The organism is Desulfobulbus elongatus DSM 2908, assembly GCF_000621145.1.
GTDB classification, from domain to species: Bacteria; Desulfobacterota; Desulfobulbia; order Desulfobulbales; family Desulfobulbaceae; genus Desulfobulbus; species Desulfobulbus elongatus.
In genome coordinates this window covers 1-25186 of the sequence record NZ_JHZB01000041.1, presented here as the reverse complement: position 1 = coordinate 25186, position 25186 = coordinate 1, and the positions used below count along the sequence as shown (strand labels likewise).

Sequence of the window (25186 nt, the reverse complement as noted above, 5' to 3'; positions counted from 1 at the left end):
GGAGGTAGCCTGATGCGATGGAAAAAGTCAGTTGGCTGGCTGGCGCTCCTGTTCTGGTTGACAATGGCACCAGCGCACGGAGCGGAGCCAGCCACGGTCGCCGATGAGGGAGGGAAGGCGCTGGCTCGGGAGGACGCAGTGAAAACGGCGGTGCCTTCTACCTATGTCATCGGGGTGGGCGATGTTTTGCAACTGTCCGTATGGAAAGATACGGCCCTGAGCCGCCAGATGGTGGTCTTGCCGGACGGCACGGTTTCTTTGCCGTTGTCGGGACTGGTCACTGCTGCAGGAAAAACCGTGGCACAACTGGAAACAGAGGTAGCTGGAAAGATCAAACGCTACATGACTGATCCCGTGCTGGATATCAGTGTCGTTCAGGCCAACAGCATGATCATTTATATCGTCGGCAAAGTCCAGAGTCCCGGTCGTTTTCCAGTGGCCACCGATGTCAACATCCTGCAGGCGTTGGCCATGGCCGGAGGACCGAACCGGTTTGCGGACACCGACAACATCCGGGTGCATCGCGAGGAGGGGGGGAAGACCGTCTTTCTCGATTTTGATTACGATGCAGTGCTGAAGGGGGTGCATATGGAGCAGAATATCCGGCTGCGGCGTGGTGATGTCGTCGTCGTCCCTTGAACGGAAAGGGGGAAATACCGGTGCATCGCCCATCGAAGAAAATGCCGCCGCCATCTGCCATCTGTTGAGGTTGAGCCTTGAAGCATCGGAACAAGCCAGGGTGGGAGGGGGCGCTGCTCTGTCTGGGCCTCATGCTGCAGAACCCACCGGCCGTTGCGGGTGATTTCAGCTACACCGTTCTGACGGATGTGTTGCAGGTGTACGACAGCAATATATTTCTGGCGAGCGACAAGGCGGCGGATGAAACAAAGCTCTCCGATTTCATCACCACGATTTCCCCGGCGATGGAACTGGCCTACCAAACTGAAAGAAGCAGAACAGCGGTGACGATACGCCAGGACATATCCCGCTATGCCGAATACGACGAATTGGACAATGTCGGCCAGAGCTATAAAGGACGGTTTGGCTATGCCATCAACGAACTCTCCTCGATCGACCTCAGTGCGGGCTACAGACTGGATCACAGCGCCGACAGCGAGTTGGAAACCTCCGGGTTGCTCTTGGACACCACGGAGCGGAAACGCCGGAACCTTGGGGGGGAGATACAATATGCCTTGTCCGAGAAAAGCGGGGCATCCTTGTCCTATGGCTTTGCTCGTGACGATTATTCCAATGATGACCCTGACTCCGAGTTCAATACTGTTTCTCTGACCCTGACCAGGGAGGTTGATTGGCTGCCGGAAGCATACGTGTACGGTTCGGGTGGAGTTATGTTCTATCAAACTGACTATTCAAGACAAAACAGCACTTCGGCGGTACTGGGAGGCGGTTTTCGCCTTTCTGAGGAGATCAGCCTCAATATTGATGCCGGAGTACGGAAGAGCCAGGAAAAATATGACGAATGGGGCGTGCAATGGTTGAGGGTCCCTCCATATTACCGACTGGTGACCATCGAGCGTTCCGAGGAAGAGTGGGGGCAGATCGCCCATTTCCAGATCGCCTACCAGGGGGAAGCGACCACTGTCAACCTCGACTTTTCCTATGATATGCAACCCGCCAGTGGCAGAGGAACCCTGACGGAACGAACTCAGATCGGTCTCGACGTTGTGCGCAGATTGAACGAAGAGTGCAGGGTTCGCGGTTTTTCCAGTTATTTTTTGAATTATCGTGAGGGGTTGGACCAACGCTACAACGTCGATGAAACGACCGTCAATCTGGGGATTGATCTGACCTATGACTTTAATCGCTATGTTTCGCTGAGCGGTCAGTATCTCCATACACTGAGCCAGGACGATGAGGACGGAACCGAGGCTGACCGTAATCGGTTTTGGGTGCGACTTGCCCTCAAATATCCTGTTGTTGAATAGGACTTGTACCTTCGGGAACGGATTATGTCCGGAGAAAACACCTCGACAATGAACAGGGGCAACGGGCCCCCCTGCATGCCAACGGAGTCTTTTTGTATGCATAACGCGCCGCTGACCCCGGGCGATTATTGGGCAATAGTGAAACGCCGTAAATGGAGCCTTGTGCTCTCGTCGCTTACGGTTCTGTTGATCACCGCCGCCACCGCCTTCCTGTTGCCGTCGATTTATGAGTCGTATTCGACCATCCTGATCGAAGAGCAGCACATCCCCACCGAGTTCGTCATGACCACCGTCAACACCTACGCCGAACAGCGGGTGCAGAATATCAAGCAACGGGTGCTCAGTTTCAGCCAGTTGTTCGAGATCATCAAGCAGCAGAACCTGTATCCCGAATTGAAGGACAAGTGGACGCCGGAAGAGATCGTCGAAAAAATGCGTGATGACATTCAGGTGAAGTTATTGAGCGCCGATGTGTTCGACCGGCGCACCGGCAGGCCGGCCACGGTGGCCACCGCCTTTACCGTCAGCTATGAGGGAAAACAACCCCAGGCGGTCCTGCGGGTCGCCGATACGCTCACTTCGCTTTTTCTTGAACAGAACCTGCAGGTTCGACAGCAACGAGTGAGCGAAACCTCTGCATTCCTCGCTTCGGAAGTTCAACGCATCAAAGCAGAGCTGGCCGTGGCCGAACAAGAGGTCGCCGCATTCAAAAAGGAACATATCAATGAACTCCCCGAACTGTTCCAGGTGAACAAACAGGGCCTGGATGCCATTGAGCGCGCGATCGAGCAGCTCAATGGAGAACTTCGGACGTTGAAGGAACGGGAGGGATTGCTTACCGCGCAGATAGCCGGCGTTCCATCCCGGATGGAAAACCTGGCCGGACAGAACAGGGACGCGGAAGCCCTGAAAGATTTGCGGTTGCAACTCGCGGGCCTGAGGGAACGGTATACGGACAAGTATCCCGATATCGCCATTCTCGAGGCGCAAATTGCGGAAATAGAACAGCGCCCTCTTTCTTCGTCATCTTTGCGCCCTGTCGGAGGGAATCAACCCGATAATCCCGCCTACATCACGCTCAACTCCCAGCTTGCCAGTACTCGAGCCGATATGCAGATGGTCAAAAAGCAGATTGAGACTGTGGAGCAACGTGCCGAGGCGTATCGCAAACGAATTGAAGAAACCCCAAAGGTCGAGGGGGATTACCTCGCTCTGGTCAGTCATCGCAATGCCCTGCAGGGCAAGTATAACGATCTGACCACCAAGTATCAGGAAGCCAAGGTGGCGCAGGAACTGGAGCGGGATCAGAAGGGGGAGCGGTTTACCCTGATTGAGCCGGCCCGTCTGCCGGAGAAACCCACGAAGCCCAATCGGCTGGCCATCTCGCTCATTGGTGCAGTGTTGGCCGTCGGGGTCGGGGTCGGGGTCGCTTCAGTGCGCGAACTGACCGATCAGTCGGTGAAAGATGCCGCTGTCCTTGCAGCCCTGGTCAAGGCGCCGGTGCTGGCGACCGTTCCTCGCATTATTACAGCTGAGGAGTGGATACGCCGGCAGAAACGGTGGCTCATTGTCGCTCTTGCATTTGTTGTGCTGCTGTGTGTTACCGCGGCCCTGGTTCATTTTTTTGTTATGGATTTCGACGTGCTTTGGGCCAAGGTCATGCGCTGGGCGGCCCGTTTTTAAGTGTGGATTTAAGGAAACACGCCCAGGGAACTTACCAGAATTGTAACCGAGAATACGTCAATGAGCCAATCACACACTGCTGCAACCGTGCAGACAGAAGCACAGGTTCCTTCCATCGGATCGTCGGGGAAAATATGGACACCACCGACGTACAGCGAATCAGCCAAGGTAACGATCAATTATCATAAGGCTGAAAAACATCATTGCCTGATCCGCGATCAAATGGGTCCCGCTGAGGACAGTATAAAAATTCTGCGTACCCGCCTGTTGCAGCTGACCCGCGACAAAGGATGGCGGACTGTCCTTATCACCAGTGCCCGCCCCAAAGAAGGAAAAACCGTGGTCGCCATCAACTTGGCGTTTGCCATGGCTCGCGAATATCAGCAGACTATTGTGTTGGTGGATGGCGATCTGCGCAACCCCACTATCGGCAGATATCTGGGGATCGAGGGCCAAAAAGGGTTGGCGGATCATTTTGTCGATAACATTCCGCTCAATCAGATCATCCTGTGGCCCGGAATCGAAAAGCTCACCCTGATCTCTGGAGGGAAACCGATGGCGCATTCCGCCGAAGTGATCGGTTCGCCGCAGATGCAGGCCCTGGTCGAGGAAATGAAAGCCCGCTATCGGGACAGATACGTGTTTTTCGATTCCCCCCCACTGCTCACCATGGCCGATACCTTGGCCTTTCTGCCGCTGGTGGACTGCGTCCTTCTCGTGGTGGAATCGGAACGAACACAGATGCGCGATATCCTGCAGGCCAGGAACCTGATTCCTGACGACAAACTTCTGGGCGTGGTGCTGAACAAGTCGACGATGCCGTCGTCCCCTTATCCTTCAGAGACACGGTGAACGATGTCTCCGAAGAAAACGATCCATCTGATTGCCGCGGCCCGACCTAATTTCATGAAAATCGCGCCGCTCTATCACGCCTTGAGCAGAGAGCCGTGGGCTAATCCGGTGATTGTCCATACAGGGCAGCATTATGACACCAACATGTCCGACGCCTTTTTCAGGGATTTGCTACTGCCTGTCCCCCATTATCACCTCGGCATCGGTAGCGGCACCCATGCCGAGCAGACCGGCAAGGTCATGATCGCCTATGAGCGGTTGCTCAATGAAACCCGGCCGGACTTGGTGGTTGTAGTCGGGGATGTCAACTCAACTCTGGCCTGTACCCTTGCCACTGTGAAAATCAGGTACGCGGACCGGCCTTCCGGTGGTGGCCGACGCTTCCCTCTCCCCGGGAACGTAAACCGAGCGATACGCCCCTTAGTCGCACATCTGGAGGCCGGGCTGCGTTCTTTTGACCGGTCCATGCCTGAGGAAATCAACCGGATCGCCACCGATACCTTGGCTGACATTCTTTGGACGCCATCGGCCGACGGCAATGAGAACCTGCTTTGGGAGGGTGTGTCACGCGAGAAAATCGAACGGGTTGGCAACATCATGATCGATTCGTTGGAAATGATGCGGCCGAAAATTGAAAAGATAAGGATGGCGAAGCAGTATGGTCTGGAACAGGGAACCTATGGTTTGGTCACCCTGCATCGTCCTGCCAACGTCGATGAGCCGGCACAGTTGAGGGCGATCTGTACGGCTCTGGAGAAGATCACCCAAACCTTTCCCCTGGTTTTTCCGGTGCACCCCCGGACCCGGAAACAACTTGAACAAAACGGATATTGGCAGGTTCTCGCCCAAATCCCGAACCTTTTTCTCAGCGAACCGCTTCCCTATCTGCAGTTCATGAGTCTGGTTTTCGACAGCCGCCTGGTTATTACCGATTCCGGAGGCGTGCAGGAGGAAACCACCTATCTGGGCATTCCCTGCCTGACTCTGCGCGAAAACACCGAACGGCCCATTACGGTGAGCGAAGGCACCAACCGCCTCTGTACCGTCGAAACGCTGTTGCAACACATAGCCAAGGCGACCGCCTCCAAGGAGCGCCGGAGCAGGAAACCGCTTCTCTGGGATGGTCACACGGCTGACAGGGTGGTTGCATCCATCCAGCAGGTACTGCTGGATGCAAAGGAAGTCATGCTGGACTGACGAGGCGCCCGCTCCGCTGAAAGTTCCCCTGCCGATGATACCAGAGGATTTGCCGGGAACACTTTTCGTCACTTATGACAGAGACAGTTTGGTAATCGCTCTTGTTCAGGCAACGATACGCCCAGGTAATTGCAGAGGATAAGGTCTTGTTGATCTGCTGCTTCCTTTTGATGACTCGGTTCACATGCTTGCCGAGTTTGTTGGAGTGATGCACGTGCTCACCAAGAACAGGTGACTGACATAATTTTCCATCTATCTTTCATTTTTTTGCATCGGATAGCCTTGAATAATAGAAAATATCAACTGTTAAGTAATGTCGTTATTTTGTGCTTTTCACTATTTTTAGTGCCAGCTGCGTTAGAGGCAGGGATTCCATGGAAAGGAATAATGCTTTCACCGATGGCAAATACAAATAATTCCCATGATGCATTCATCAAAGACTTTAAAGGCTTGGTCAAGGTGTTGAAAAGCAAGGGGATCAACACAGTCGTTTTCGACATGAACTACAAGGCGTTCCATTTCACATGCGATCCACGGCTGGACAAGTACTCTTACCCGCCAAATCGTGGGTTTACTGCGTCGGAAACGCGCCAGATGGCAAAAATTGCGAGAGACAATGGAATGAATGTCATTGTTGCCCTGCAAATTCTAACCCATTCAGTAGGCAACGTCTTTTCGGAAGTATATCCCGAATACATGCTACCGGTGGGCGAATGGCGGCAAGGCGCCCTCTACGAAAACAAGCTCGATTATGTCCAATATAAGCAGAAAACATATAAGTCCATTCGCTCACATACATCTAACACAGAAAATGCCCCACCAGCGGTAACATGCTGGCGGGAAACCAAGTCGTCGGCGACACGAAACCCTTTTGTTAAGGAAGGAGAGATTCTCGTTTTTAAAATGATAGATGAACTCATTCAGGCATTCACGGTGAACGGTGTCAGCCCGGAGGGATTTCACATCGGGAGCGACGAGCTGAGGTACTGGTACAAACAACCGGAACTGGCCACAGGAAAATCCTCGGCGCAGATCTTCGCAATGGCCATCACCAACGCTTTTAACCACATCAAGACAAAAAATCCGGCGATGGAAGTCATCATGTGGGGTGACATGCTCGATGAACAATGGAACGGAGCGCCGAAGTCGGCTCGGAATACCTATGGCAGGAATACGGCTGCCGCCATCGACTTGATACCAAAAGACATCATTATCGCCGACTGGAGATATGAAGCGAATAAACAGTATGGCTACGATGCCATAAAAGAGGAGTTTCCCTCAGTCGGAAAATTCCTGAACAAGGGATTCCGGGTTTGGCCCACCAGTTGGGTCGAGGTGAAGGGAACGACCGACCTCGTTTGGACCGGCAACATGGAGCAGGTAAGAACGAATCGGATCACGGGGCATTTGTACAGCACCTGGCTTGATGGGATAGTCCCCGAACTTGCTTCTCTTCTTGTCGATCCTGCACGTCAAGTGCCTGACAACTGCGTGGCCAAGATCAAGGAAGTGGACAGGGCGAAATTCAAGGCGTATTACAGAGGGGTTGCCGATTCGATCAACGCGACGGCACACATTGTGGGGGTTCAGAAATGCAGGGGAACCGATTCTTCCTGTGGAACCTACCCTGCATGCGAGGATATTTTAGGGAAAAGCGGCTACCAGGGCGATGAATTCCATGCCTATTACTGCGACAACAACGTTTTGAAGTATAAGATCATTCTCTTTCCCCATGATTACGTCGCCTACTGGAAATTTGAGGGCGATGTCAGGGATGCAACCGGAAAAAATGACGGCGTCATGATTAATGGGGTGTCTTTGATCAAGGATCCCGAGAGAGGCTTGGTTGCAAAATTTTCAGGGGATGCTGCGTCTATCAGAGTGCAAAATGACAAATCACTGCAAATGGGAACGGACAGTCTAAGTATTTCCGCATGGTTCAAAGCGCCCGCTTCAAAGGTGTTAGGCACTATAGTTTCCAAGGGGCTGACTAACTTTGCTTTATTGTTACATCAGGACGGAAGGATTTTGTTGGAAACCAATGGAAATGATTTTTACCGATATTCAGCGGATGACATTAGCTATCGCGATAATCAATGGCATCATGTTGTCGCCATATTTGACAGTTTAGTTCCAGATATAACAATCTATATTGACAATATGTTATCAAATGGTCCTGATCATCCATCGGCAAAAGGTCATAATAACAAGTCAGGCGATTCTGATTTATACATAGGAAACCATGGAGGAACCAGTCAATATCAATTTTATGGATATCTTGACGATATCATGATATTTAATCGTGCCCTGTCTCGGTATGAGGTGATGACAATATATAGTATTAAAAAAAAGAAAAAACATGATATCCATATATTATAAAGATTCTTTCGTTAAAGAAATGCAATTCAATAAACAATATGGAAAGTGAGGAAATTATCATTTTATAATTTTTAAAAAATACTAAGTAATCATATAGATAATGTAAACAGAACGATATATTTTTTTCACTATCGATAAATGAGTTCATCCAAAAAATCGGCCTCCAACAACTTGACGAAAAAAGCTGGATTGACCTTTGCGAGCAATCTATTGCGCCAGGGCGCCCAAATTGTGGTTGGTTTTGTGGTCACTCCAATCGTCATTCGGGGGCTGGGCGCAGAACTGTATGGCGCCTTGCAGATGATCGAGCAAGCTGTTCAGTATATTGCAAGGAGCGATTTGCGACCCATGGGAACGCTTCGCGTCTTTCTTTCCGTCCGTCAGCACAGTGACGATTATCAAGAAAAAAAACGTCTGGTTGGCGCAGCATTGTCGATTTCCCTTGTAATGCTCCCCCTTCTTCTTGTTGCGGGGGCATGTCTTTCTTGGGCGGCTCCATCGTTTATCAAGGTTACCCCCGAATATACCTTGGCGGTACAGATCACCATGGCCATTGCCGTGTTGCGGATTGCTCTGGACAAACTCTTGGGACTTCCCGGCAGTGTTTTGGCGGGAGTCAATCTGGAATACAAGGCAATGGGGTTAAACGCCGGCACAGTACTGGCCAGTGGCGCCTTGAGCGTTCTGGCAATTACAGCTGGCTGGGGATTGGTCGGGATTGCCTGTGCCGCTGTGGTGGGTGTGCTGTTGAACGGAGGAATAAGATTTTTCGTGGCCCATAAATATGTGCCTTGGTTTGGCGTGGCCCGTCCATCTAAACCTGAGTTTCTGAATTTTACCAAATCGAGCGGATGGTTTTTTATCTCAAGCATTGCCGATGCATTTTTGAATGTCAGCGATCTGCTCATAATCGGCATGGTCTTGGGGCCGGCCGCGGCAGGCGTATATGCCGCGACAGGTGCGGTGTTAAGGATGGTTGTTGCACCCGTTTCACAGGTGCTTTCCTCGGCTTCTGCCGGAATTGGAGAGCTTTGCGGCAAGAAGGATTGGCATCGTGTTATACAAATACGGCAGGAAATGTTTGCCATTACCGTTGTTGTTATGACAGTTATTGGCACGGGAGTTGTTGGTTTCAATAAAGCATTCCTTGGTCTTTGGATTGGCGATGGTTTTTACTCCGGAGATTGGGTGAACCTCACCATGGTGTTGATCGCCTTAGTGAAAGTCTTATTGATATCAGATTCGTTGCTTTTAGATAATCTTCTTGTTTTTAAGGAAAAATCTATCGCCTTCTTTTCCTGTGGACTCTTCACACTTTGCTCGGGGGGTATGCTGACCTGCTATGCGGGAGAAATTGGCATGGCTCTATCGGTATTTATAGGACAATTTGGACTTTTTTTATATTGCTGCAAATTGATTAACAAAAAATTAGGTAAAGTAAAAACTACCGTCTTCAAATTTCCTGCAAAGATGCTAGTTTTTCCAGCTATTTTGATATTATCTTCTTACATAATTAATGTTTATTTTGCTCCACATGATTTTATATCATTTTTTTCTTCAGTTATTGTTTTCTGTTGTATTTCAGCAATTATATTATGGAAATACGGAATAAGCGATTGTGACAGAAAATCTAGTTTGGCAAGAATTATATTTCTTCTTCGTCGTTAGATTTATATATAATTTGATCCAATCAAACAGTTAATGAAATAATCATATAAGAATGAAGAGTTCATATCCTCCGCAACATGCAGATCGGCAAATTATCCCCTTCTTGCTCATACTGGCTATATTGTTTTTCAAGTTCATATCCTTTCCTGTAATCAATACATTTGGATTTGCTCCTGAAAATTTTCTATTTTTGCTACTCGGATTTATCCTGATATTTTTCGTGAGAACATTGGTTCAGTTGAAGGGTAGCTTTTTAATAATAATATTATTCTTTCTGTTTTACAGTTTGGAATTTATTATTAATTTATTGCAAGGTGATCATGGTATTGGTTTTATCCCGCAGATAAAATCTATTTTTATGATAATTGGAATCGCTACCTTCTGCAGCAATGAACAGAATATTGTTTCAGCTATTAAATTTTTTGTTGTATTGGCCACTTTTTCTGTTGTTTTTGGCCTGCTGGTTTATTTTATCGGCGAACCTTTCATCTCCATACGACAGTGGTTCACGGCCTCGTCATCAACTGCTGAGACTATTTTTATTGGCAAGGGCAGCCAGCTGACCGGTCTTTACTGTGTCCCCCATGTATTCGGCTACATGATGGCAGCCGTACCCATCCTGTGTTTCACCCTTTTCCTCGCCGAAAAACGATTCTTTTGGATGGGTTGTTTGCTGGTTTGCAGTATCGGACTTCTCTTGAATGCGGAAAGATCGGCCCTGTTGATGAATATCGTTGTCTTTGGCCTTGTCTTTTGGCGGCAAAAGAATCGTTTTTTATTGCTCCCATCGCTCGTGCTGTGCGTTATTGCCGTATTGCTCATCCAGCATGTCTTTGTTTCCCGATCCCAAAATGTAGTGCACCTGCAGGAAGCCTCCTATAGATCGGGAAGCTTGAGCGATCGGATGAAAAAGACCACCTCCGACGAAGTGGTTGATCGGATTAAATGGCAGCTCCATGGGATAAGAGCGGTGCTGAAGCATCCCTTGACCGGCGCCACTCAATCTGAATATGCGCACGAGGTCTATGCGGAAAAAATGGACACACCCTCTCAACGGCAAGTTGAGAGTGCCCTAGCTTCCCATAACCATTATGTCAACGTAGGCCTTAAAACAGGGATATGGGGCTGGATGATCTTGGCGATTCTGTTGTGGCGAATCGCTGTCATGCTGAGGAGCGATATGGCTCCTTTTTCTGAGAAGCAGTCCCTGGCGACAATAGCGCTTGGCGTTAAACTCTCGGTTATTGCGACGATGGGGAATGCGGTTTTTCACAATAATGGACTCTTCAGCTCGGAATTTGCCAGTTCTACTGTTTTAGCGTTTTTAATGGCGATTTACGGAATGGTTCAATCTTGTCAGCCAACGAGACCCATTTATGCAGCTTATTAGCATGGTTTCCATCGGCCTGCTGCTGTTCTATGCCACAGGAGTGTTGATCTACCGGTTGTGGCAAGTCAACAATAAACCCTTGTGGGGCGCGATGGATTTACCTGCCTGCGCACCGCTCATCAAATGAGCCGGGCGATGGAATTCAACGGGCTGTTTCTTGGCAAGAACAACTCTGATCCGCAATCTGTCCGGAGGTTTGTGGCAGATGCCGGCGTCTCGTTTATTCTTTTGCAGAAAGACAGGTTGCGGGAAGCGGAGGCATTGTCACTGGAAACCGTTTTTCCGGTTCTCTTTCAAAACGATAGTCTCTGTCTGTTGGCAGTAAGGCAATAGGCACAAGAATATGAAAGTCTGCTTTGTTGCCCTTGGTGTGTATCCGCTTTTTTTCCATGGGACATACACAGGGCAGATCGGCGGCTCTGAATTGCAGCAGAAACTGATCGGGGAGGCTCTCAGCGCAAAAGGCGCCCAGGTTTCCTTCATTTCCCATGATGTGGGGCAGCCCGATTTTCTCCATCGTGGCGGTCTAACCTTTATAAAATCCTTCGCGCCCTCTGCCGGACTGCCGGGAATACGGTTTTTTCATCCCCGGTTGACCGAAATCTGGAAGGCATTGATTAAGGCCGATGCCGATGTCTGCTATTGCCGGGCTGCAGGTTTTCTGCCCGGAGTATTGACACTTTTTTGTCGCATATATCGAAAAAAGTTTGTGTTTGCTGGGGCCAGTGACACTGATTTCTTGCCCGATCACCATATTATACCCACCCAGCGCGACAAACTCCTGTATCGGTTTGGCATCAGGCGCGCGGATGCGATCGTTGTGCAATCGGCCAAGCAGCAGGCACTGCTACGGGCCAATTTCGGACGTGATGGCATCGTCATTCGCAATTTTCATGATGGCGAGGCGAGAATCCTGCCAGAATCCGAGAGACGTGTCATTTTGTGGGTCTCGACGATCAGAAGTTTGAAGCGCCCGATGTTGTTCATCCAACTCGCCCAAGCCCTGCCCCAGGAAAGGTTTGTGATGATCGGCGGCCGTGATGGCTCAAACCCGGAACTCTTTCAATCCGTATCCGAGCAGTGCGCCGCGCTGCCGAATCTCGAATTTCTCGGATTCCAGCCGCTGGAGGTCACGGAACGGTATTTTGATCAAAGCAAGTTGTTCGTCAACACCTCGGAGCACGAAGGGTTTCCCAACACTTTCCTTCAGGCATGGCGGAGAGGCATCCCTGTTGTTTCCTTTGTAGACCCGGACGATGTGATCCGGAACAACAGTCTAGGGTGTGTCGTCATCGGCGATCAATCGTTACCCGAAGTGGTCAGGTCTGTCTTGGACGCGCCACCGGATGCCGAGAAAATTCGTGTGTATTTCCAAAAGAACCACGCTTCCGGTGTGGCAGAACAATACCTTCATGTTTTTGGGAGCCTTGTCCGTGGCGCCTAAAAAGATCCTGTTCCTCATCAGCTCCCTTGGCCCCGGCGGGGCGGAACGACAGACGATTGATCTGGTCAACAGGATGGACCGGAACCGCTTTGCCGTGTCGCTTGCTTATTTTGTACGGAACGAAACGCTGAAGCCTTTGCTGCGAGAAGATCGTTTAACCGGTCTTTACTGCCTGAACAAGCGAATGCGGTTCGATCCGGGTGCATTGATGCGGTTGAAGACCATAGTTCAGAACACGAAACCTGACATTGTGGTCTGTGTTAATCTCTATCCGGTATTGTATGTTCATCTACTCCGTCCTTTATGCGGGCTACGTTGTAAAGTAGTGGTGGTGATGCATTCGACCGTCATGCCTGATCGATACAACGACATACTCGTTAGGCTGATTTACAGGCCCCTGCTCAACCGCAGTGAACATGTGATCTTTGTTTGCCGAAATCAAATGGACTACTGGACGAGCCAATACCGCGTCAATACAAAGATCAACTCATACATATATAACGGCATTGATACACAATTTTTCGATTTTCAAATGACCACAGAAGAGCGCAACCTCCTGCGGGCTTTCCTTGGCATCCTGGAAGAAGAATCGGTTATATGCATCTGTGCCTCTCTTAGCAAAGTGAAACGGCACATTGATCTTATAGACGCAGGATCATTACTGCGCAAACAAGGGTTTCAATTAAAAATCCTTATAGTTGGCGACGGTCCGGAACGAAAAGAAATTGAACAACATATCACGTATAAAATGATGGACAATGCTGTTATCCTTGTTGGATTTCAACAGGATGTGAGACCATTTGTGGTCATATCGGATATCTTTGCGTTGTGCTCTTCGACAGAGACCTTTTCAATCGCCATACTTGAAGCCATGGCCATGGGCAAGGCTATTGTTGCCCCGGCAACAGGAGGAATGCCCGAGCAGGTGCTCAATGGTCAAAATGGATTACTTTTTCCAATGAAAAATGTCGATGCACTTGCTGAGAGTCTGGCTAAGCTTCTAAAAAATAATCGGGCTGAATCCATGGGGGATCTTTCGAGGAAAATTGTCAATGAAAGATTTGCCGTTGATAAAATGGTAACTTGTTACGAGAGGTTACTGGAGGATTTGGTATAATTATGCCAGGTGCAATAGGGGTTATCTGTCCAACCGACTTCATAAAGAGATTGCCGTTTGGTGGTGCTAGCGGATTTATCCAGAATGCTCTTTCTGCAATCAATTATCCAATCGTCATCTTTGGTGCAGGAGTGAACGGAACTCCACTGTGGACTCCACAACTCCTCTGTGACAATGTTGAATTTGTAGCCACTTATGCGCACCTCTTCCCGTCACGCTACCCTTTACGACTTCGGTCCTTACAGGGGTACCTTTCTAGCCGGCGGCGAATATTGAAAAGCGGTGTCAGTCTCCTGTATGTCCATTCTCCAGAATGCGCACTTCCATTCTTGTTTGGTGACGACAGGCTCCCAGTTGTTTTTCACCAACACGGTTCCGGCAACCCGGTAACGTCGGCAAAGTACTCTTGGGCTCGAAACCGGTCATTGGAGCAACTATTCGACCAGATACATAGAACAATCTATCGTCGGGCAGACTGGATAATTGCCATTGACCGATTGTGCCAAGACCAAGTGGTCGAAAACGGGGCAGGCAACAAGGTAAATTTAATCATGAATGCAGTCGATCGTGGCAGGTTCCGGCCCGATCCTGAAAGCCGCGCAATCATGCGCGGGGCAACTGGCTGTTGTGACGATGAACTCGTCATCCTTTTTGTCGGACGGCTTGAAGAAATCAAACAAGTGGATCGACTCATTAAAGGAGTGGCTGAGTTCAGGAGGAAGATAAGGGAGAAGTGCAGGGTACGCTTGTTGATTGCCGGTGACGGAACTTGTCTCCCTGCTCTGGTACAGTTGAGGGACACCTGCGGTCTCGCCGACGTAGTGTCCTTTCTCGGCAAGGTTCCGCACGACCGCTTGCCGGGCTACTACAATGCAGCCGATGTGCTGGTGCTTCCTTCCCGGATGGAGGGGGTGCCGATGGTTGTACTAGAATCATTGGCTTGTGGTACTCCAGTGATAGCCGCAACGGTAGGTGGTATTCCTGAATTGGTGAGAAATGGTGAGAACGGTATTCTGCTTGACCAAGTCACCCCTGAATCCATTGCCACTGCCCTAGCTGATATATCCGTGCAAGCTCCGCAACCGGTAACCATATCAGCAACGGTTGCACGATGGGGTACTGTAGAGGTAGGCGCTGAGCTTTCTACGATTTTCAGCAAGTTTGTCGGTTTATAACGAGGATATATGCAGCCGTATATTCTGATAATCGGTCAGCTGCCTCCACCAGTGCACGGCTCCAATATAATGACCGAGCGATTCTTGGAAGCCCTTGTTGTTAACGGTTTTAACTATAAGATCGTAGAAAAGTCCTTTTCGCAAAGCATTTCAGAGGTTGGCAAGGCTTCTTTAAAAAAAGTTTTTAAGATCCCAGCCCTTTGCCGGCAAGTCGATGCAGCAATAAAGAAGCAGCGGCCGTACTTGAGTGTATATTTTCTCTCCGTAGGGATTAGCTCTCTTTTGGTTGACTGTCTTTTACTTAAACTTCTAAGAAAAAACAAAATCCCCTACATACTCTATTTACATGGTAAAGGGTACAGAAGGTATGAAACAAGCAGATATCTTCTTGTGCGTGATATCGTTCGTATAGCTTTGAAAGGGGCGTTTGGAGGGTTTGTTCTTGGAGATCGGCTTAAACAAGATATTAATCACTGTATTTCAGATGAAAATCTTTATGTGTTGCCGAATGGCATCCCGCACAGTGAGTTTTCTCCTGCAGATGACAGCAATAAGTGCAATGAGATAATTAAAATATCTTTCTTGTCTAACCTGATACCGACAAAAGGACCATTACGGTTTCTAGAAATGGCCAAACGTGTCCGAGAACAATCCTCATTCGTTCATTTTACCTTGGCAGGAGGGCATAGGTCCGAAGCATATCTAAATGAGTTAAAGCAATTTATACATAAAGAGAAATTGGAAGACTGTGTCTCAATACCAGGCCCGGTTTATGGCCAGGAAAAAAATCAACTTTTGGAAGACACGGACATTTTTGTTTATCCAACGGAGAAAGATGTATTTCCTCTTGTTATTATTGAGGCTATGCAACATGGCATACCTATAATCTCCTCGCCGATCGGCGCAATTCAAGATGCTGTCTGCGACGGTCTGAACGGGTTCATTGTTAAACCCAATGATATAGAAACACTGGCCGAGCGAGTCTTACACCTGGTTCGTGATACCGAACTTCGAAAATCCATGGGAAAAGCAGGAAAAGAGCTTTATGAACAGCACTATTCCCTAAACGCTTATTACTGGAACACACGTAAGGCCTTAGAATATTTTCTTTTGCGCTTGGACTTGCCAGCTTCAAACACGATTGGTGAAGGTGTTGTCAAATGATGCGCGGACTGCTGCTTGGTTATCCTTACCTGCGAACAAGACAGTTGCTGCGGAAGACAGAGTTCCTGCCAAGGGAGAGATTAGCCGATTTGCAACTCAGCCTTCTTCTGGCGGCTATGCGCCATGCACTGCTTCATATCCCTATCTATACCGCTTTATCCAAAGGGTGGTCCAAGCTGGAAACACTTGATCCGCAGGAAGCCTTGCACTGTTTTCCTTTTATCGACAAGCAGGTCATCCGGGAGCATTTTGCTAGTTTTTATACCGGACCTTCTTATAGACGGCTGAAGGCGACATCAGGTGGTTCAACGGGTACACCGTTTGTTTTTTATATGGACCGTTATGTTACGCGTCAGGTGGAAAAAGCTTTTATTTTCGATCAGTGGAGCAGAGTGGGCTATCGCTTTGGTGATTCTATTTTTAATCTGCGTGGCCGTACTCCCCCGAAAGGGCGATTTCTTTATCACGATCGCTTATTCAATATCCATTTTGCCTCATCTTTTAATCTGACCGCGCAGACGGTCGGTGATTATGTCAATGCCATCAATCAACTGCGGCCCCGATTTCTCCATGGTTATCCTTCGACCATGTATCAACTTGCCGCCCTGATGGAATCAAAAGACAGGAGGCTTTCGTTTCAGCCACAAGCGATATTTTGCGGCTTGGAAAAGACCTTCCCCTACCAGCGGGAGAAAATCGAATCTGTCTTCGGCTGCCGGGTATACCATTGGTATGGCCATAGCGAGTATCTTGCCCTGGGAGGCGCGTGCGAGTACTCGGACACCCTCCATTTCTACCCCCAGTACGGTTACACCGAGCTTATTGCGTCTGGGGTTACCGATGAGCGCGGGCAAGAACTGTTCGAGATCGTTGCGACTGGTTTCAATAATCCGGTTATGCCGCTCATACGCTACCGTACCGGTGATTACGCCGTGCCGGCTGCAAATCAGACCTGTCGCTGTGGCCGCCATTATCTGCTTGTCGATGAGGTAGTCGGCAGGCAGCAGGAGTTCATTGTAGACGCTCATGGTTCCCTAATCAGTGCTACCAGTCTCATTTTCGGCCAGCATTATGCAGTATTTGGAGGGGTGGAATCCATAAGACTTCATCAAAAGCATCCTGGAAAACTTGATGTGATCTTGGTGAAAGGCGTGGAGTTTTGTGAGGATTCCTTCCGGGAGATGCAGGCCAGGATGCTGGACCTGATCGGCGATAGGATGACAATACGATTTCTTTTTTCCGATCAGGTGGAAAAGACCCCTATCGGCAAGGCACGGCTCGTGGAGCAGGAATTGGATACCCGTGAATATTTTGGCCGGTAAGCAGCTGGCTGATTTTCGCAGAACGTATTGAAGATATTGTATGCAACAACTCACGCAAAAACTGAAAGACGGCGTCATGCAGGTTCTTGACGCGCCGTTGCCGCAACTTACCTCCGGCAGCATCCTGGTAAAAAACCACTTTTCCCTGGTCAGTGCCGGAACCGAAGGGAGTACCGTGAAGGCGGCGCGTTCCAGCCTTGTGGAGAAAGCGCGCTCCCGACCACAGCAGGTGAAACAGGTCATCGACACCCTGAAAACCCAGGGCCTCACCCAGACGTATCGGGCCGTCATGAAAAAGCTCGATGCCTATTCACCCCTCGGGTACTCCTGCTGCGGCGAGGTGCTCGACGTCGCTCCCGATGTGGCGGGCTTTTGCGTGGGCGATTTAGTGGCCTGCGGTGGCCTGTCCGCCTGTCATGCCGAGGTCGTCTGCGTGCCGGTCAACTTGTGCGTCAAGCTCCATCCGGATGCCGACATGCGCCAGGCTGCCTTCAACACCCTTGGCGCTATCGCCATGCAGGGCGTGCGTCAGGCCGACCTGCGGCTTGGTGAAACCTGCCTTGTCGTCGGACTCGGCCTGCTGGGGCAACTGACCGCCCTGTTGCTGAAGGCGTCCGGCATCAGGACCATTGGCGTCGATATCGATCCGGCCATGGTCGACCTGGCCGTTCACCATGCCCTGGATCTCGGGCTGCAGCGCAACGCGCCCGGTATCCAGTCGGCCATCCATGATTTTACCCGTGGCCTGGGCTGCGATGCGGTTATCATCACCGCCGCGACCCAGTCGCTGGACCCCATCAATTTCGCCGGCGCCTGCTGCCGCAAGAGGGGCACCATTGTCGTGGTCGGCGACATACCGACCGGCTTCAATCGGGAACCGCATTTCTACAAAAAGGAGTTGCAGGTCCGCATGTCCTGCTCCTACGGGCCCGGCCGTTATGATCCGGAGTATGAGGAAAAGGGGCGGGACTATCCGCCGGCCTATGTTCGCTGGACCGAAAACCGGAACATGCAGGCCTTTCAGGAACTGCTGTATTCCAGGCGCATCGATGTCAGCTATCTTGCCACCCACACCTTTGGCCTTGACAATGCCCGGTCGGCCTACGATCTGGTCATGAACAGGTCGGAACCGTTCATCGGCATCCTGTTGCAATACGACACATCGAGGCAGCATGTCCGCCGGCGTTTGCCAATCAGGTCGCACACCGGAACGGCCGCCGTTGCGATCGGATTTATCGGGGCCGGATCCTACGCGCAAAGCCATCTTCTCCCCAATGTGCCGGTTGGCAACGATGTCCAACTGACGGGGATTCTGACCGCGACCAGTGCCGGTTCCCGTTCCACGGCGGAACGCTTCGGCTTTGCGTTCTGTGCCGGAAGCGAGGGCGACATTCTTGGCGACGCTACGATCAATACCGTATTTATCGCCACCCGGCATGACAGCCACGGCGGCTATGTGCTGCGCGCCCTGCAGGCGGGCAAGCATGTCTTTGTGGAAAAGCCCCTTTGCCGCACCCCCCAAGAGCTGCAGGATATTTATACCTGCTATGCCGCGCTGACCGAGGCGGGCAGCCGGCCGCAACTGCTGGTCGGCTACAACAGGCGTTTTTCGCCGCTGGCAACCGCATTGAAACAGATAGCGGGCAACGGACCTCTCGCTGTCAACTGCCGCGTCAACGCCGGGCTCATCCCCGCGGATTCGTGGATCCAGGATGCGGAATTGGGTGGCGGCAGGATTGTCGGTGAGGTCTGTCATTTTATCGATCTGTGCAACTTTCTCACCGGTTCGCTTCCGCTATCCGTCTATGCGGTCTCCTTGCGAACGCCCGAGCATCTTCACGACACGATTTGCATCAGCCTCGCCTACGAAAACGGTTCCATCGGCACCATCAATTATTTTGCCAATGGCGACAAAAATCTGCCCAAGGAGCGCATCGAGGTCTTTGGGGGAGGGAGCGCCGCAGTGCTTGACGACTTCAGGCTACTGTCCGTGCACACCGGAGGCAGGAAAATGGACAATAAACTCGTGAGCCAGAACAAGGGACAGAAAACGGCGGTCCGGTGTTTCATTGAAAGGGTGAAGACTGGTGGCGCGCCTCTGATCGCCTTTGACGATTTGTACAGCACATCCCTGGCGACATTCGCCGTGCTCGAATCCCTGCGGACGGGCGCGCCGGTCTTCTTACGTCATTGATCGGCGTGGGGAGAATGATGAAGACATTCTGCACAGTGGAATGAACGCATACGTACTTTCAAGGCCTGCACAGATTGCCGATCCCTATGATGTCTGTCGTTCAGCCGGAATTTTTTGCCATACCCGAAAGGACGTGACGGGATTGAACCAACAGCGGACAGTCGCACCAACAGAGCCACGCGCCCACAACCGCCGATCCGCTCCTCCCTGGAAACCCGTGGCCGCATGACCGCAAACCGGACGCTGATACAGCGGATCAGGCGGGCATCGTTCGCCGAACTCCTCTATCGGGGCCGCCGGCTCGTTGAGAATCAGTGGCTCAAATACCGCATCCAGAGGGGGGCAGGGCGCCTGTCCGTTGCCGCCCCTGTCTCGTATCGGCTCTCAAGTCCTCTCAGGGTGCCGGAGATGGTGTGCGCGGTCGACGAGGCGAGTATCGAGCGACTGCTTTCCGGAGCAACGTATTGCTTGTATGCGGATCAAAGGGAGGTGGAGCTGTTTATCGAACACTATCGCCACCGGTGGAACGGCGATATTCCCCACGACCTCGCCGAACCGGATATCCGCGCCGTCTGGGAACCGGCCCGGTTGCAGCATGTCAGCACCTTGCTCCTTGTCGCGGACGGACATCCCCGGGGGTACTTCCTGAAGGAGTATGCGCGGCAGGCGGTGCTGCGCTGGATAGGAGCCAATCCTTTCCTGTTGGGGCCATCCTGCTCTTCGGCCATGGAATGCGGGCTGCGGCTGCCGGTCTTTGCCTATGCCCTGGCAACCTGTGAGGCCTTAAGCGATGACGAGACCCAAATTCTGCTCGATGCGATCTATGGTCATGGCTGGTGGATCGCGCACCGGTTGGCGCTTTTCTCCTCCCTGGGCAATCATACCGTCTGTGAAGCCGTGGGCCTGGTGGTCGGCGGGATCGTGTTTCGGCAACTGCCCGAGGGGAAATACTGGCTGGATCGGGGCATAGCCTTGCTCAACCAGGAAATCGGGCATCAGATCCTGGCCGATGGAGGTCCCGCGGAACAGTCGTTGGCATACCACCGCTTTGTTCTTGATCTCTATTGGCTGGCGCTTGGCTTCCTGTCCTGCAACACGGACATACCCTGCGATCATTGGCTGGAAAGGTTGCGGCGGGGAGAGGCTTTCTGGCAGGCCTGTGTTGTCGACGGCACAACAGGGTGTGCCTTCGGTGACAGCGACGATGGCTATGCCGTTGCACCGGGGATCCACCCAAGACGCGAAGTACCCCGCAGTGAGCAGACTGTTCTGCCCGGAACCCCGGAACCGTGGCGGCAAACACAAACCCTTGCCGCCAGCGGCTTGACACTCCTGCGGGGCCAGGAGGGCCTTTTTCTGAGCTTCGATCATGGCCCGCTGGGTATGCCCCCCCTGTACAACCACGGCCATGCCGATGCCCTTGCCCTGACTTTGTCGGTCAAGGGAAAGCAGATGCTGGTCGATTGCGGCACCTACCGCTACAACGGGGCTCCCGGTTGGCGGCGGTATTTCAAGGGCACGCGAGCGCACAACACCGTCACCATCGACGGCCTCGACCAAGCGGTGCAGGTCACGGGATTCATCTGGGACAAGCCCTATTCGGCGCAACTCGTTAGTTGCCGCAGGACAGCAAGAGGCATGTATCTGGAGGCCAGGCACAATGGCTATACCCGGTTGCCGCAGCCGGTCGAGCACCGACGGCGCCTGCTGTGGATGGACGAAGGACTGCTGCTGGTCAAGGATCTGTTCAGCGGCAGCGGCGTGCATGCCTTTGAACTCAACTTTCATCTGCATCCCGAGTCCACGATCACTGAACAGGAGGGATGGTGGCATGTACACAGGGACGAGGCATGGTTCGCCATCGGCCTGCTCGGGGACGAGAACCTGCACTATGTGTTCGGCCAGGAGTCGCCCCTCCTTGGCTGGTATTCCCCTGCCTATGGGATCAGACAGAAAAGCGGTGTACTCCAGTGCACCAAAAACGGCGCCCCTGATGCGGTCAGCTTCACCACCGCGCTCTTTTTCCAGGGCGAGCCGAACAGGGAGAGGCTTCACCAGTATGCGAGTGTGCTATGAATGACCGTTTACCCATCCTCGACATTTGGGTCGATCCGGTCAGCCGCGAAGAGGCGCTGCATAGGGTGCGCGGCTTCCTTGCCCATGGCGATCGGCCCCATGCCATTTTTGCCGCCAACCCGGAGAAGAATTTTTCCGTGCCCACTGATGCGACCTTGTATCAGTGCTACCGGGAAGCCGATCTGCTGCTGCCTGACGGTATCGGTGTGGTGCTCGCGGCCAGATTACTGCACGGCGTACGGCTGCAGCGGCTGCCCGGATCGGAGTTCATCTTCGATATCTGCCGTCTGGCCGAGGCCGAGGGGCATGCAATCTTTGTCTACGGCGCCAGGGAGGAGGTGAACGGCCGTTCGGTGGCGTTGCTGCTGGAGCGCTATCCCGGATTGCGCATCGCCGGGCGGGCCAACGGCTATGTGTCCCCGGAGGAGATGCCGTGGTTGATCGAACGGATCAACAACTCGCAGGCAGCGATTCTCTTCCTTGCCCTGGGTTCTCCACGCCAGGAGAAATGGTTTGCCGCCCATAAGGGTGCGCTGTCTACGGTCCGCGTGGTCCAGGGCATCGGCGGCACGCTCGATACCATCGGCGGCAACGTGCAGCGGGCGCCGGAGTTCTGGTGCCGCCACAACCTGGAATGGCTGTATCGGCTGGTCAAGGAACCCAAGAGGATCAAACGGCAAAAGGTCCTGCCGCTCTTTGCCCTGTTGGTGCTCAAACAGTGGCTGTCCATGCGGATCGCCCGCGTCATGGGCGGATCCAGAGGAGCTGGATGCGATCGTTCCTAGCGTTCTGTTGTATCTTTTTCTGCCTGTGGGGAGCTGTTGTGCAGGGACGTTCTTTTTTGGAGATCTCCGAGACACCTGTCACGGCGGAGGTCGTGGTGCAGTTCACGGGACCGGACGATCGCATCCGCCGCGATGCCGCTGTCGGCCTGCTTGCACGAGGGCTGGCGCCACTGTTGATGGTGCCGGCGCAATACAGCCTGTTGGCAATGGGACAACAGGGAATCGAACAGATGCAGTCGCATGACCTCAAGGGGGAATGCTGGCCGCATCCGCGGCGCATGGCCAGAAGCTGGTCGCTGATGGAAAACACCCATAAGGAACTGATGCTGGCGAAGTGTGCCATGGACCGGCTGCAACTGCATTCGGCCATCCTGGTCAGTTCACCTTACCACATGCGCCGCATACGGCTCATTGCGGACCGGGTTTTCGATAAAGAACGGTACCGCATCGTCTGTGTCGCCGCCGCAACCGATCAGGAGGGGCAACCAGGGGGATCGGACCGGAGCGATTGGTGGTGGCTCATACAAGAGTATCCAAAAATACTGTGGTTTCTTCTCTATGAGCCATTCGTGCGGGAACAGAATGCGCATATCTGAAAAAGGGACGAATGTATCGGGACTCTGGGATGGTTGCTGCCGCCGGTATTGCGCCTGTCGGACCCTGATGGGAAAAACGGGACTTCTATAGCTTTGAATGGCTGAAAAGGTGAACGCTTTGCAAGCGCATGCTCTCAATTTTGCGGGTGGTTGGGCAAAAATCCTGCTGTTCGCTCCGCTTCTGGCCGCTCTCTACTCTTCGAGCTTCAACTGGCTTGTGCTCAAGGACTGGAGCCGGGAGGATTATTCGCACGGTTGGTTCGTTCCGCTGATCATCCTCTACCTGGTCTGGGAAAAGCGACCGATCCTGAGGGTCACGCCCGCCAATCCCTCCTGGATGGGCCTGCTGGTGCTGATACCTGGTCTGCTCCTGTACTGGATCGGGGAACTCGCAGGGGAGTTTTTCAGTCAGTATCTCTCTTTCACCCTGATCGTCATCGGCCTGTGTTGGTTGCACCTCGGCTGGCAAAAACTGAAAGTCCTGTTTTTTGCCCTAGCGTTTACCGTGGCGATGTATCCGCCGCCGCACTTTCTCCACGACAGGATAACCTTTCAGCTCAAATTGATCTCCTCGGAGCTGGGTATTCGACTGTTGCACCTGTACGGCATGTCGGCCTACCGGGAAGGCAACATCATCGATCTCGGCTTTACCCAGTTGCAGGTGGTGGATGCCTGCAGCGGCCTGAGATATCTGTTCACCCTCGTCATCATGGCGATTCTGCTCGCATATCTTTACAGGGAACGCCTGTGGAAAGAAATCGTGCTGGTGTTGTCCGCAGTGCCGATCACCCTGGTCATCAATGCCGTGCGCATTGCAGTTACCGGTATTTTATACAAATTCTGGGGGCCGGCGGTTGCCGAAGGCTTTTTTCACGACTTTGCCGGCATCTTTGTTTTCGTTGCCGGGCTCGGCGTCCTGCTGTTCGAGATGTGGTTGCTCTCCGGATTCCGGCCGATGCGCACCTGGGGCCTGTTTGCCGCAGGATCGTCCAGCGGGGGTTCGGAAGAGGCGCCGGCGCGGCTGCCGGCAACGGCAAGCCAGGTGGCTGCCGGTGGAGGAATCGGGAGCTTTCTCCGGCCGCACCAGTCTGTCGTCGCCCTGATTTTGTTGGCATCCACCCTGGTGGCCGTGCAGGTCATCGATTTCCGGGAAAAAACGCCTCCGGCCAAACCCTTTGCCCAATTCCCTGTTCATGTCGGGCAGTGGCAGGGAGTGCGGGGTCATCTGGACCAGGATATCATCGACCGCCTTGACCTGAGTGATTACACGACCATCGATTATCGAGGGCCGGACGGCAAAACGGTCAGTCTGTATGTCGCCTATTACCAGTCACAGACCAAGGGTGAATCGATCCATTCTCCTGAGACCTGCCTGCCCGGGAGCGGCTGGAAATTCGAGAAATCAGGAGTGAGCAACCTGCCCGTCGTTGCAGGCAGGCGAAACTCGCTTCCGGTCAACAGCGCCGTGATGAGCAAGGGGGAAAACCGTCAGCTCGTCTATTATTGGTTCCCCCAGCGCGATCGGATCGTGACCAGCACCTATGCCCTCAAGTTCTACAACTTCTGGGATGCATTGACCCGGCAACGGACCGATGGGGCTCTGGTGCGTCTGATCACACCGGTCTACCCCGATGAGCGCATTGAGGACGCAAGGGTGCGGTTGACGGCGTTTGCCGGCGACATGATGCCCGTTCTCAGTGAATACCTGCCTGAATGAACCGGGCATTATGCGCAACTTCGCAAGAAAATTACATTATTTCGCATATTATTGCGGGCGGCGACCCGTCATTCAGAGTAAGCACTGCCCATTGATACCATAACCAGGTGCCACCAGCTTAAAAGGGAACCCCGTGTGAATCGGGGACGGGCCCGCCGCTGTATCCGGGGACGAACGCTGCAAGGATGTCACTGACCGTAAGGTTGGGAAGACGCAGCCAGTAGGGTGATCCGGAAGTCAGAAGACCTGCCTGGAGATGCATGTGCCGTCCCGTGGCAAAGGGAGGGTGTCAGGAGACGAGGATAAAAAAGGGATATCCCCGGATCGGTGTGTGCGCCGTCCGGGGATTTTTTTTGTGGGCGGCAGGGAAAACTTCTCTCGGATAAAGCCACACCCGCCGCGAGGCGGGGCCGGAAAGCCACGGGTCTCATGCAGACAGCCGGGTTGCCTGAAAACAGAACAGGGCAACCCGGCTTTTTTT

General features: G+C 52.4%; 20 protein-coding genes and 2 riboswitches. All 20 genes read left to right on the top strand.

Going from position 1 to position 25186, the window contains the following annotated elements; translation table 11 throughout:
• Positions 1-12 precede the first annotated feature (12 nt).
• The 20 genes from Q362_RS21100 to xrtD all read left to right on the top strand — a co-directional run bounded on the left by Q362_RS21100 (position 13) and on the right by xrtD (position 24705).
• Positions 13-639, top strand: coding sequence for a polysaccharide biosynthesis/export family protein (locus Q362_RS21100; RefSeq protein WP_051554392.1), 627 nt, complete (start codon positions 13-15; stop codon positions 637-639).
• Between the two features lie 77 nt (positions 640-716).
• On the top strand, positions 717-1946 hold the full coding sequence (locus Q362_RS0115480; RefSeq protein WP_028319410.1) for a porin family protein: 1230 nt from the start codon (positions 717-719) through the stop codon (positions 1944-1946).
• 96 nt (positions 1947-2042) lie between these two features.
• A complete protein-coding gene (locus tag Q362_RS0115475; RefSeq protein WP_028319409.1) occupies positions 2043-3629 on the top strand; it encodes a GumC family protein in 1587 nt (528 codons plus the stop codon).
• Between the two features lie 60 nt (positions 3630-3689).
• Entirely contained in the window at positions 3690-4481 is a 792-nt protein-coding gene (locus tag Q362_RS23060; RefSeq protein ID WP_084312852.1) for a CpsD/CapB family tyrosine-protein kinase, read from the top strand.
• 3 nt (positions 4482-4484) lie between these two features.
• Complete coding sequence (locus Q362_RS21090) at positions 4485-5678, top strand: UDP-N-acetyl glucosamine 2-epimerase (RefSeq protein ID WP_035217020.1); 1194 nt, start codon at positions 4485-4487, stop codon at positions 5676-5678.
• Positions 5679-5960: 282 nt separating this feature from the next.
• Complete coding sequence (locus Q362_RS0115460) at positions 5961-8057, top strand: LamG-like jellyroll fold domain-containing protein (protein WP_169737443.1); 2097 nt, start codon at positions 5961-5963, stop codon at positions 8055-8057.
• A 138-nt stretch (positions 8058-8195) separates the two neighbouring features.
• Positions 8196-9725, top strand: coding sequence for a lipopolysaccharide biosynthesis protein (locus Q362_RS0115455; protein ID WP_084312848.1), 1530 nt, complete (start codon positions 8196-8198; stop codon positions 9723-9725).
• A gap of 52 nt (positions 9726-9777) precedes the next feature.
• The gene (locus tag Q362_RS0115450) at positions 9778-11115 is read left to right on the top strand and encodes an O-antigen ligase family protein (RefSeq protein WP_028319406.1); all 1338 of its coding nucleotides are present in this window, start codon (positions 9778-9780) and stop codon (positions 11113-11115) included.
• A complete protein-coding gene (locus Q362_RS23785) occupies positions 11102-11242 on the top strand; it encodes a hypothetical protein (RefSeq protein WP_157470193.1) in 141 nt (46 codons plus the stop codon). The genes Q362_RS0115450 and Q362_RS23785 overlap by 14 nt, the downstream gene beginning before the upstream one ends.
• Positions 11243-11250: 8 nt before the next feature.
• Positions 11251-11448, top strand: a complete 198-nt coding sequence (locus Q362_RS0115440; RefSeq protein WP_028319405.1) for a hypothetical protein — start codon at positions 11251-11253, stop codon at positions 11446-11448.
• 10 nt (positions 11449-11458) lie between these two features.
• Positions 11459-12559: a glycosyltransferase family 4 protein gene (locus Q362_RS21085; protein ID WP_051554390.1), complete on the top strand. Its 1101-nt coding sequence runs from the start codon at positions 11459-11461 to the stop codon at positions 12557-12559.
• Positions 12549-13676: a glycosyltransferase gene (locus Q362_RS0115430; RefSeq protein WP_169737442.1), complete on the top strand. Its 1128-nt coding sequence runs from the start codon at positions 12549-12551 to the stop codon at positions 13674-13676. Before Q362_RS21085 ends, Q362_RS0115430 begins: the two co-directional genes overlap by 11 nt.
• 2 nt (positions 13677-13678) lie before the next feature.
• Complete coding sequence (locus tag Q362_RS24765; protein ID WP_084312844.1) at positions 13679-14851, top strand: glycosyltransferase; 1173 nt, start codon at positions 13679-13681, stop codon at positions 14849-14851.
• Positions 14852-14860: 9 nt separating this feature from the next.
• Positions 14861-16015: a glycosyltransferase family 4 protein gene (locus Q362_RS23050; protein WP_084312842.1), complete on the top strand. Its 1155-nt coding sequence runs from the start codon at positions 14861-14863 to the stop codon at positions 16013-16015.
• Positions 16012-17337 carry a phenylacetate--CoA ligase family protein gene (locus Q362_RS0115415; protein ID WP_028319402.1) on the top strand — a complete coding sequence of 442 codons (1326 nt, stop codon included), beginning with the start codon at positions 16012-16014 and terminating at the stop codon, positions 17335-17337. Before Q362_RS23050 ends, Q362_RS0115415 begins: the two co-directional genes overlap by 4 nt.
• A 40-nt stretch (positions 17338-17377) precedes the next feature.
• Complete coding sequence (locus Q362_RS0115410; protein WP_028319401.1) at positions 17378-19531, top strand: bi-domain-containing oxidoreductase; 2154 nt, start codon at positions 17378-17380, stop codon at positions 19529-19531.
• A gap of 225 nt (positions 19532-19756) precedes the next feature.
• Positions 19757-21607: a heparinase II/III family protein gene (locus Q362_RS21075; protein WP_211248513.1), complete on the top strand. Its 1851-nt coding sequence runs from the start codon at positions 19757-19759 to the stop codon at positions 21605-21607.
• Positions 21604-22392 carry a WecB/TagA/CpsF family glycosyltransferase gene (locus Q362_RS21070; RefSeq protein WP_051554387.1) on the top strand — a complete coding sequence of 263 codons (789 nt, stop codon included), beginning with the start codon at positions 21604-21606 and terminating at the stop codon, positions 22390-22392. Before Q362_RS21075 ends, Q362_RS21070 begins: the two co-directional genes overlap by 4 nt.
• Before the next feature lie 56 nt (positions 22393-22448).
• On the top strand, positions 22449-22988 hold the full coding sequence (locus Q362_RS0115395; protein ID WP_169737441.1) for a YdcF family protein: 540 nt from the start codon (positions 22449-22451) through the stop codon (positions 22986-22988).
• A 118-nt stretch (positions 22989-23106) separates the two neighbouring features.
• The gene (gene xrtD, locus Q362_RS0115390; protein ID WP_028319399.1) at positions 23107-24705 is read left to right on the top strand and encodes a VPLPA-CTERM-specific exosortase XrtD; all 1599 of its coding nucleotides are present in this window, start codon (positions 23107-23109) and stop codon (positions 24703-24705) included.
• Positions 24706-24793: 88 nt separating this feature from the next.
• Positions 24794-24973, top strand: a riboswitch (cobalamin riboswitch).
• Positions 24974-25082: 109 nt separating this feature from the next.
• Positions 25083-25157: riboswitch (cyclic di-GMP riboswitch) on the top strand.
• Positions 25158-25186 lie beyond the last annotated feature (29 nt).

What these genes read in the sequence shown, in the direction of transcription:
- Q362_RS0115455 (WP_084312848.1), top strand. Translation starts at nt 8,196, where the DNA reads ATGAGTTCATCCAAAAAATCGGCCTCCAACAACTTGACGAAAAAAGCT.
- Q362_RS23785 (WP_157470193.1), top strand. Translation starts at nt 11,102, where the DNA reads ATGCAGCTTATTAGCATGGTTTCCATCGGCCTGCTGCTGTTCTATGCC.
- Q362_RS0115450 (WP_028319406.1), top strand. Translation starts at nt 9,778, where the DNA reads ATGAAGAGTTCATATCCTCCGCAACATGCAGATCGGCAAATTATCCCC.
- Q362_RS0115415 (WP_028319402.1), top strand. Translation starts at nt 16,012, where the DNA reads ATGATGCGCGGACTGCTGCTTGGTTATCCTTACCTGCGAACAAGACAG.
- Q362_RS0115475 (WP_028319409.1), top strand. Translation starts at nt 2,043, where the DNA reads ATGCATAACGCGCCGCTGACCCCGGGCGATTATTGGGCAATAGTGAAA.
- Q362_RS21090 (WP_035217020.1), top strand. Translation starts at nt 4,485, where the DNA reads ATGTCTCCGAAGAAAACGATCCATCTGATTGCCGCGGCCCGACCTAAT.
- Q362_RS21070 (WP_051554387.1), top strand. Translation starts at nt 21,604, where the DNA reads ATGAATGACCGTTTACCCATCCTCGACATTTGGGTCGATCCGGTCAGC.
- Q362_RS21075 (WP_211248513.1), top strand. Translation starts at nt 19,757, where the DNA reads ATGACCGCAAACCGGACGCTGATACAGCGGATCAGGCGGGCATCGTTC.
- Q362_RS0115410 (WP_028319401.1), top strand. Translation starts at nt 17,378, where the DNA reads ATGCAACAACTCACGCAAAAACTGAAAGACGGCGTCATGCAGGTTCTT.
- Q362_RS21100 (WP_051554392.1), top strand. Translation starts at nt 13, where the DNA reads ATGCGATGGAAAAAGTCAGTTGGCTGGCTGGCGCTCCTGTTCTGGTTG.
- Q362_RS21085 (WP_051554390.1), top strand. Translation starts at nt 11,459, where the DNA reads ATGAAAGTCTGCTTTGTTGCCCTTGGTGTGTATCCGCTTTTTTTCCAT.
- Q362_RS0115440 (WP_028319405.1), top strand. Translation starts at nt 11,251, where the DNA reads ATGGAATTCAACGGGCTGTTTCTTGGCAAGAACAACTCTGATCCGCAA.
- Q362_RS23060 (WP_084312852.1), top strand. Translation starts at nt 3,690, where the DNA reads ATGAGCCAATCACACACTGCTGCAACCGTGCAGACAGAAGCACAGGTT.
- Q362_RS24765 (WP_084312844.1), top strand. Translation starts at nt 13,679, where the DNA reads ATGCCAGGTGCAATAGGGGTTATCTGTCCAACCGACTTCATAAAGAGA.
- Q362_RS23050 (WP_084312842.1), top strand. Translation starts at nt 14,861, where the DNA reads ATGCAGCCGTATATTCTGATAATCGGTCAGCTGCCTCCACCAGTGCAC.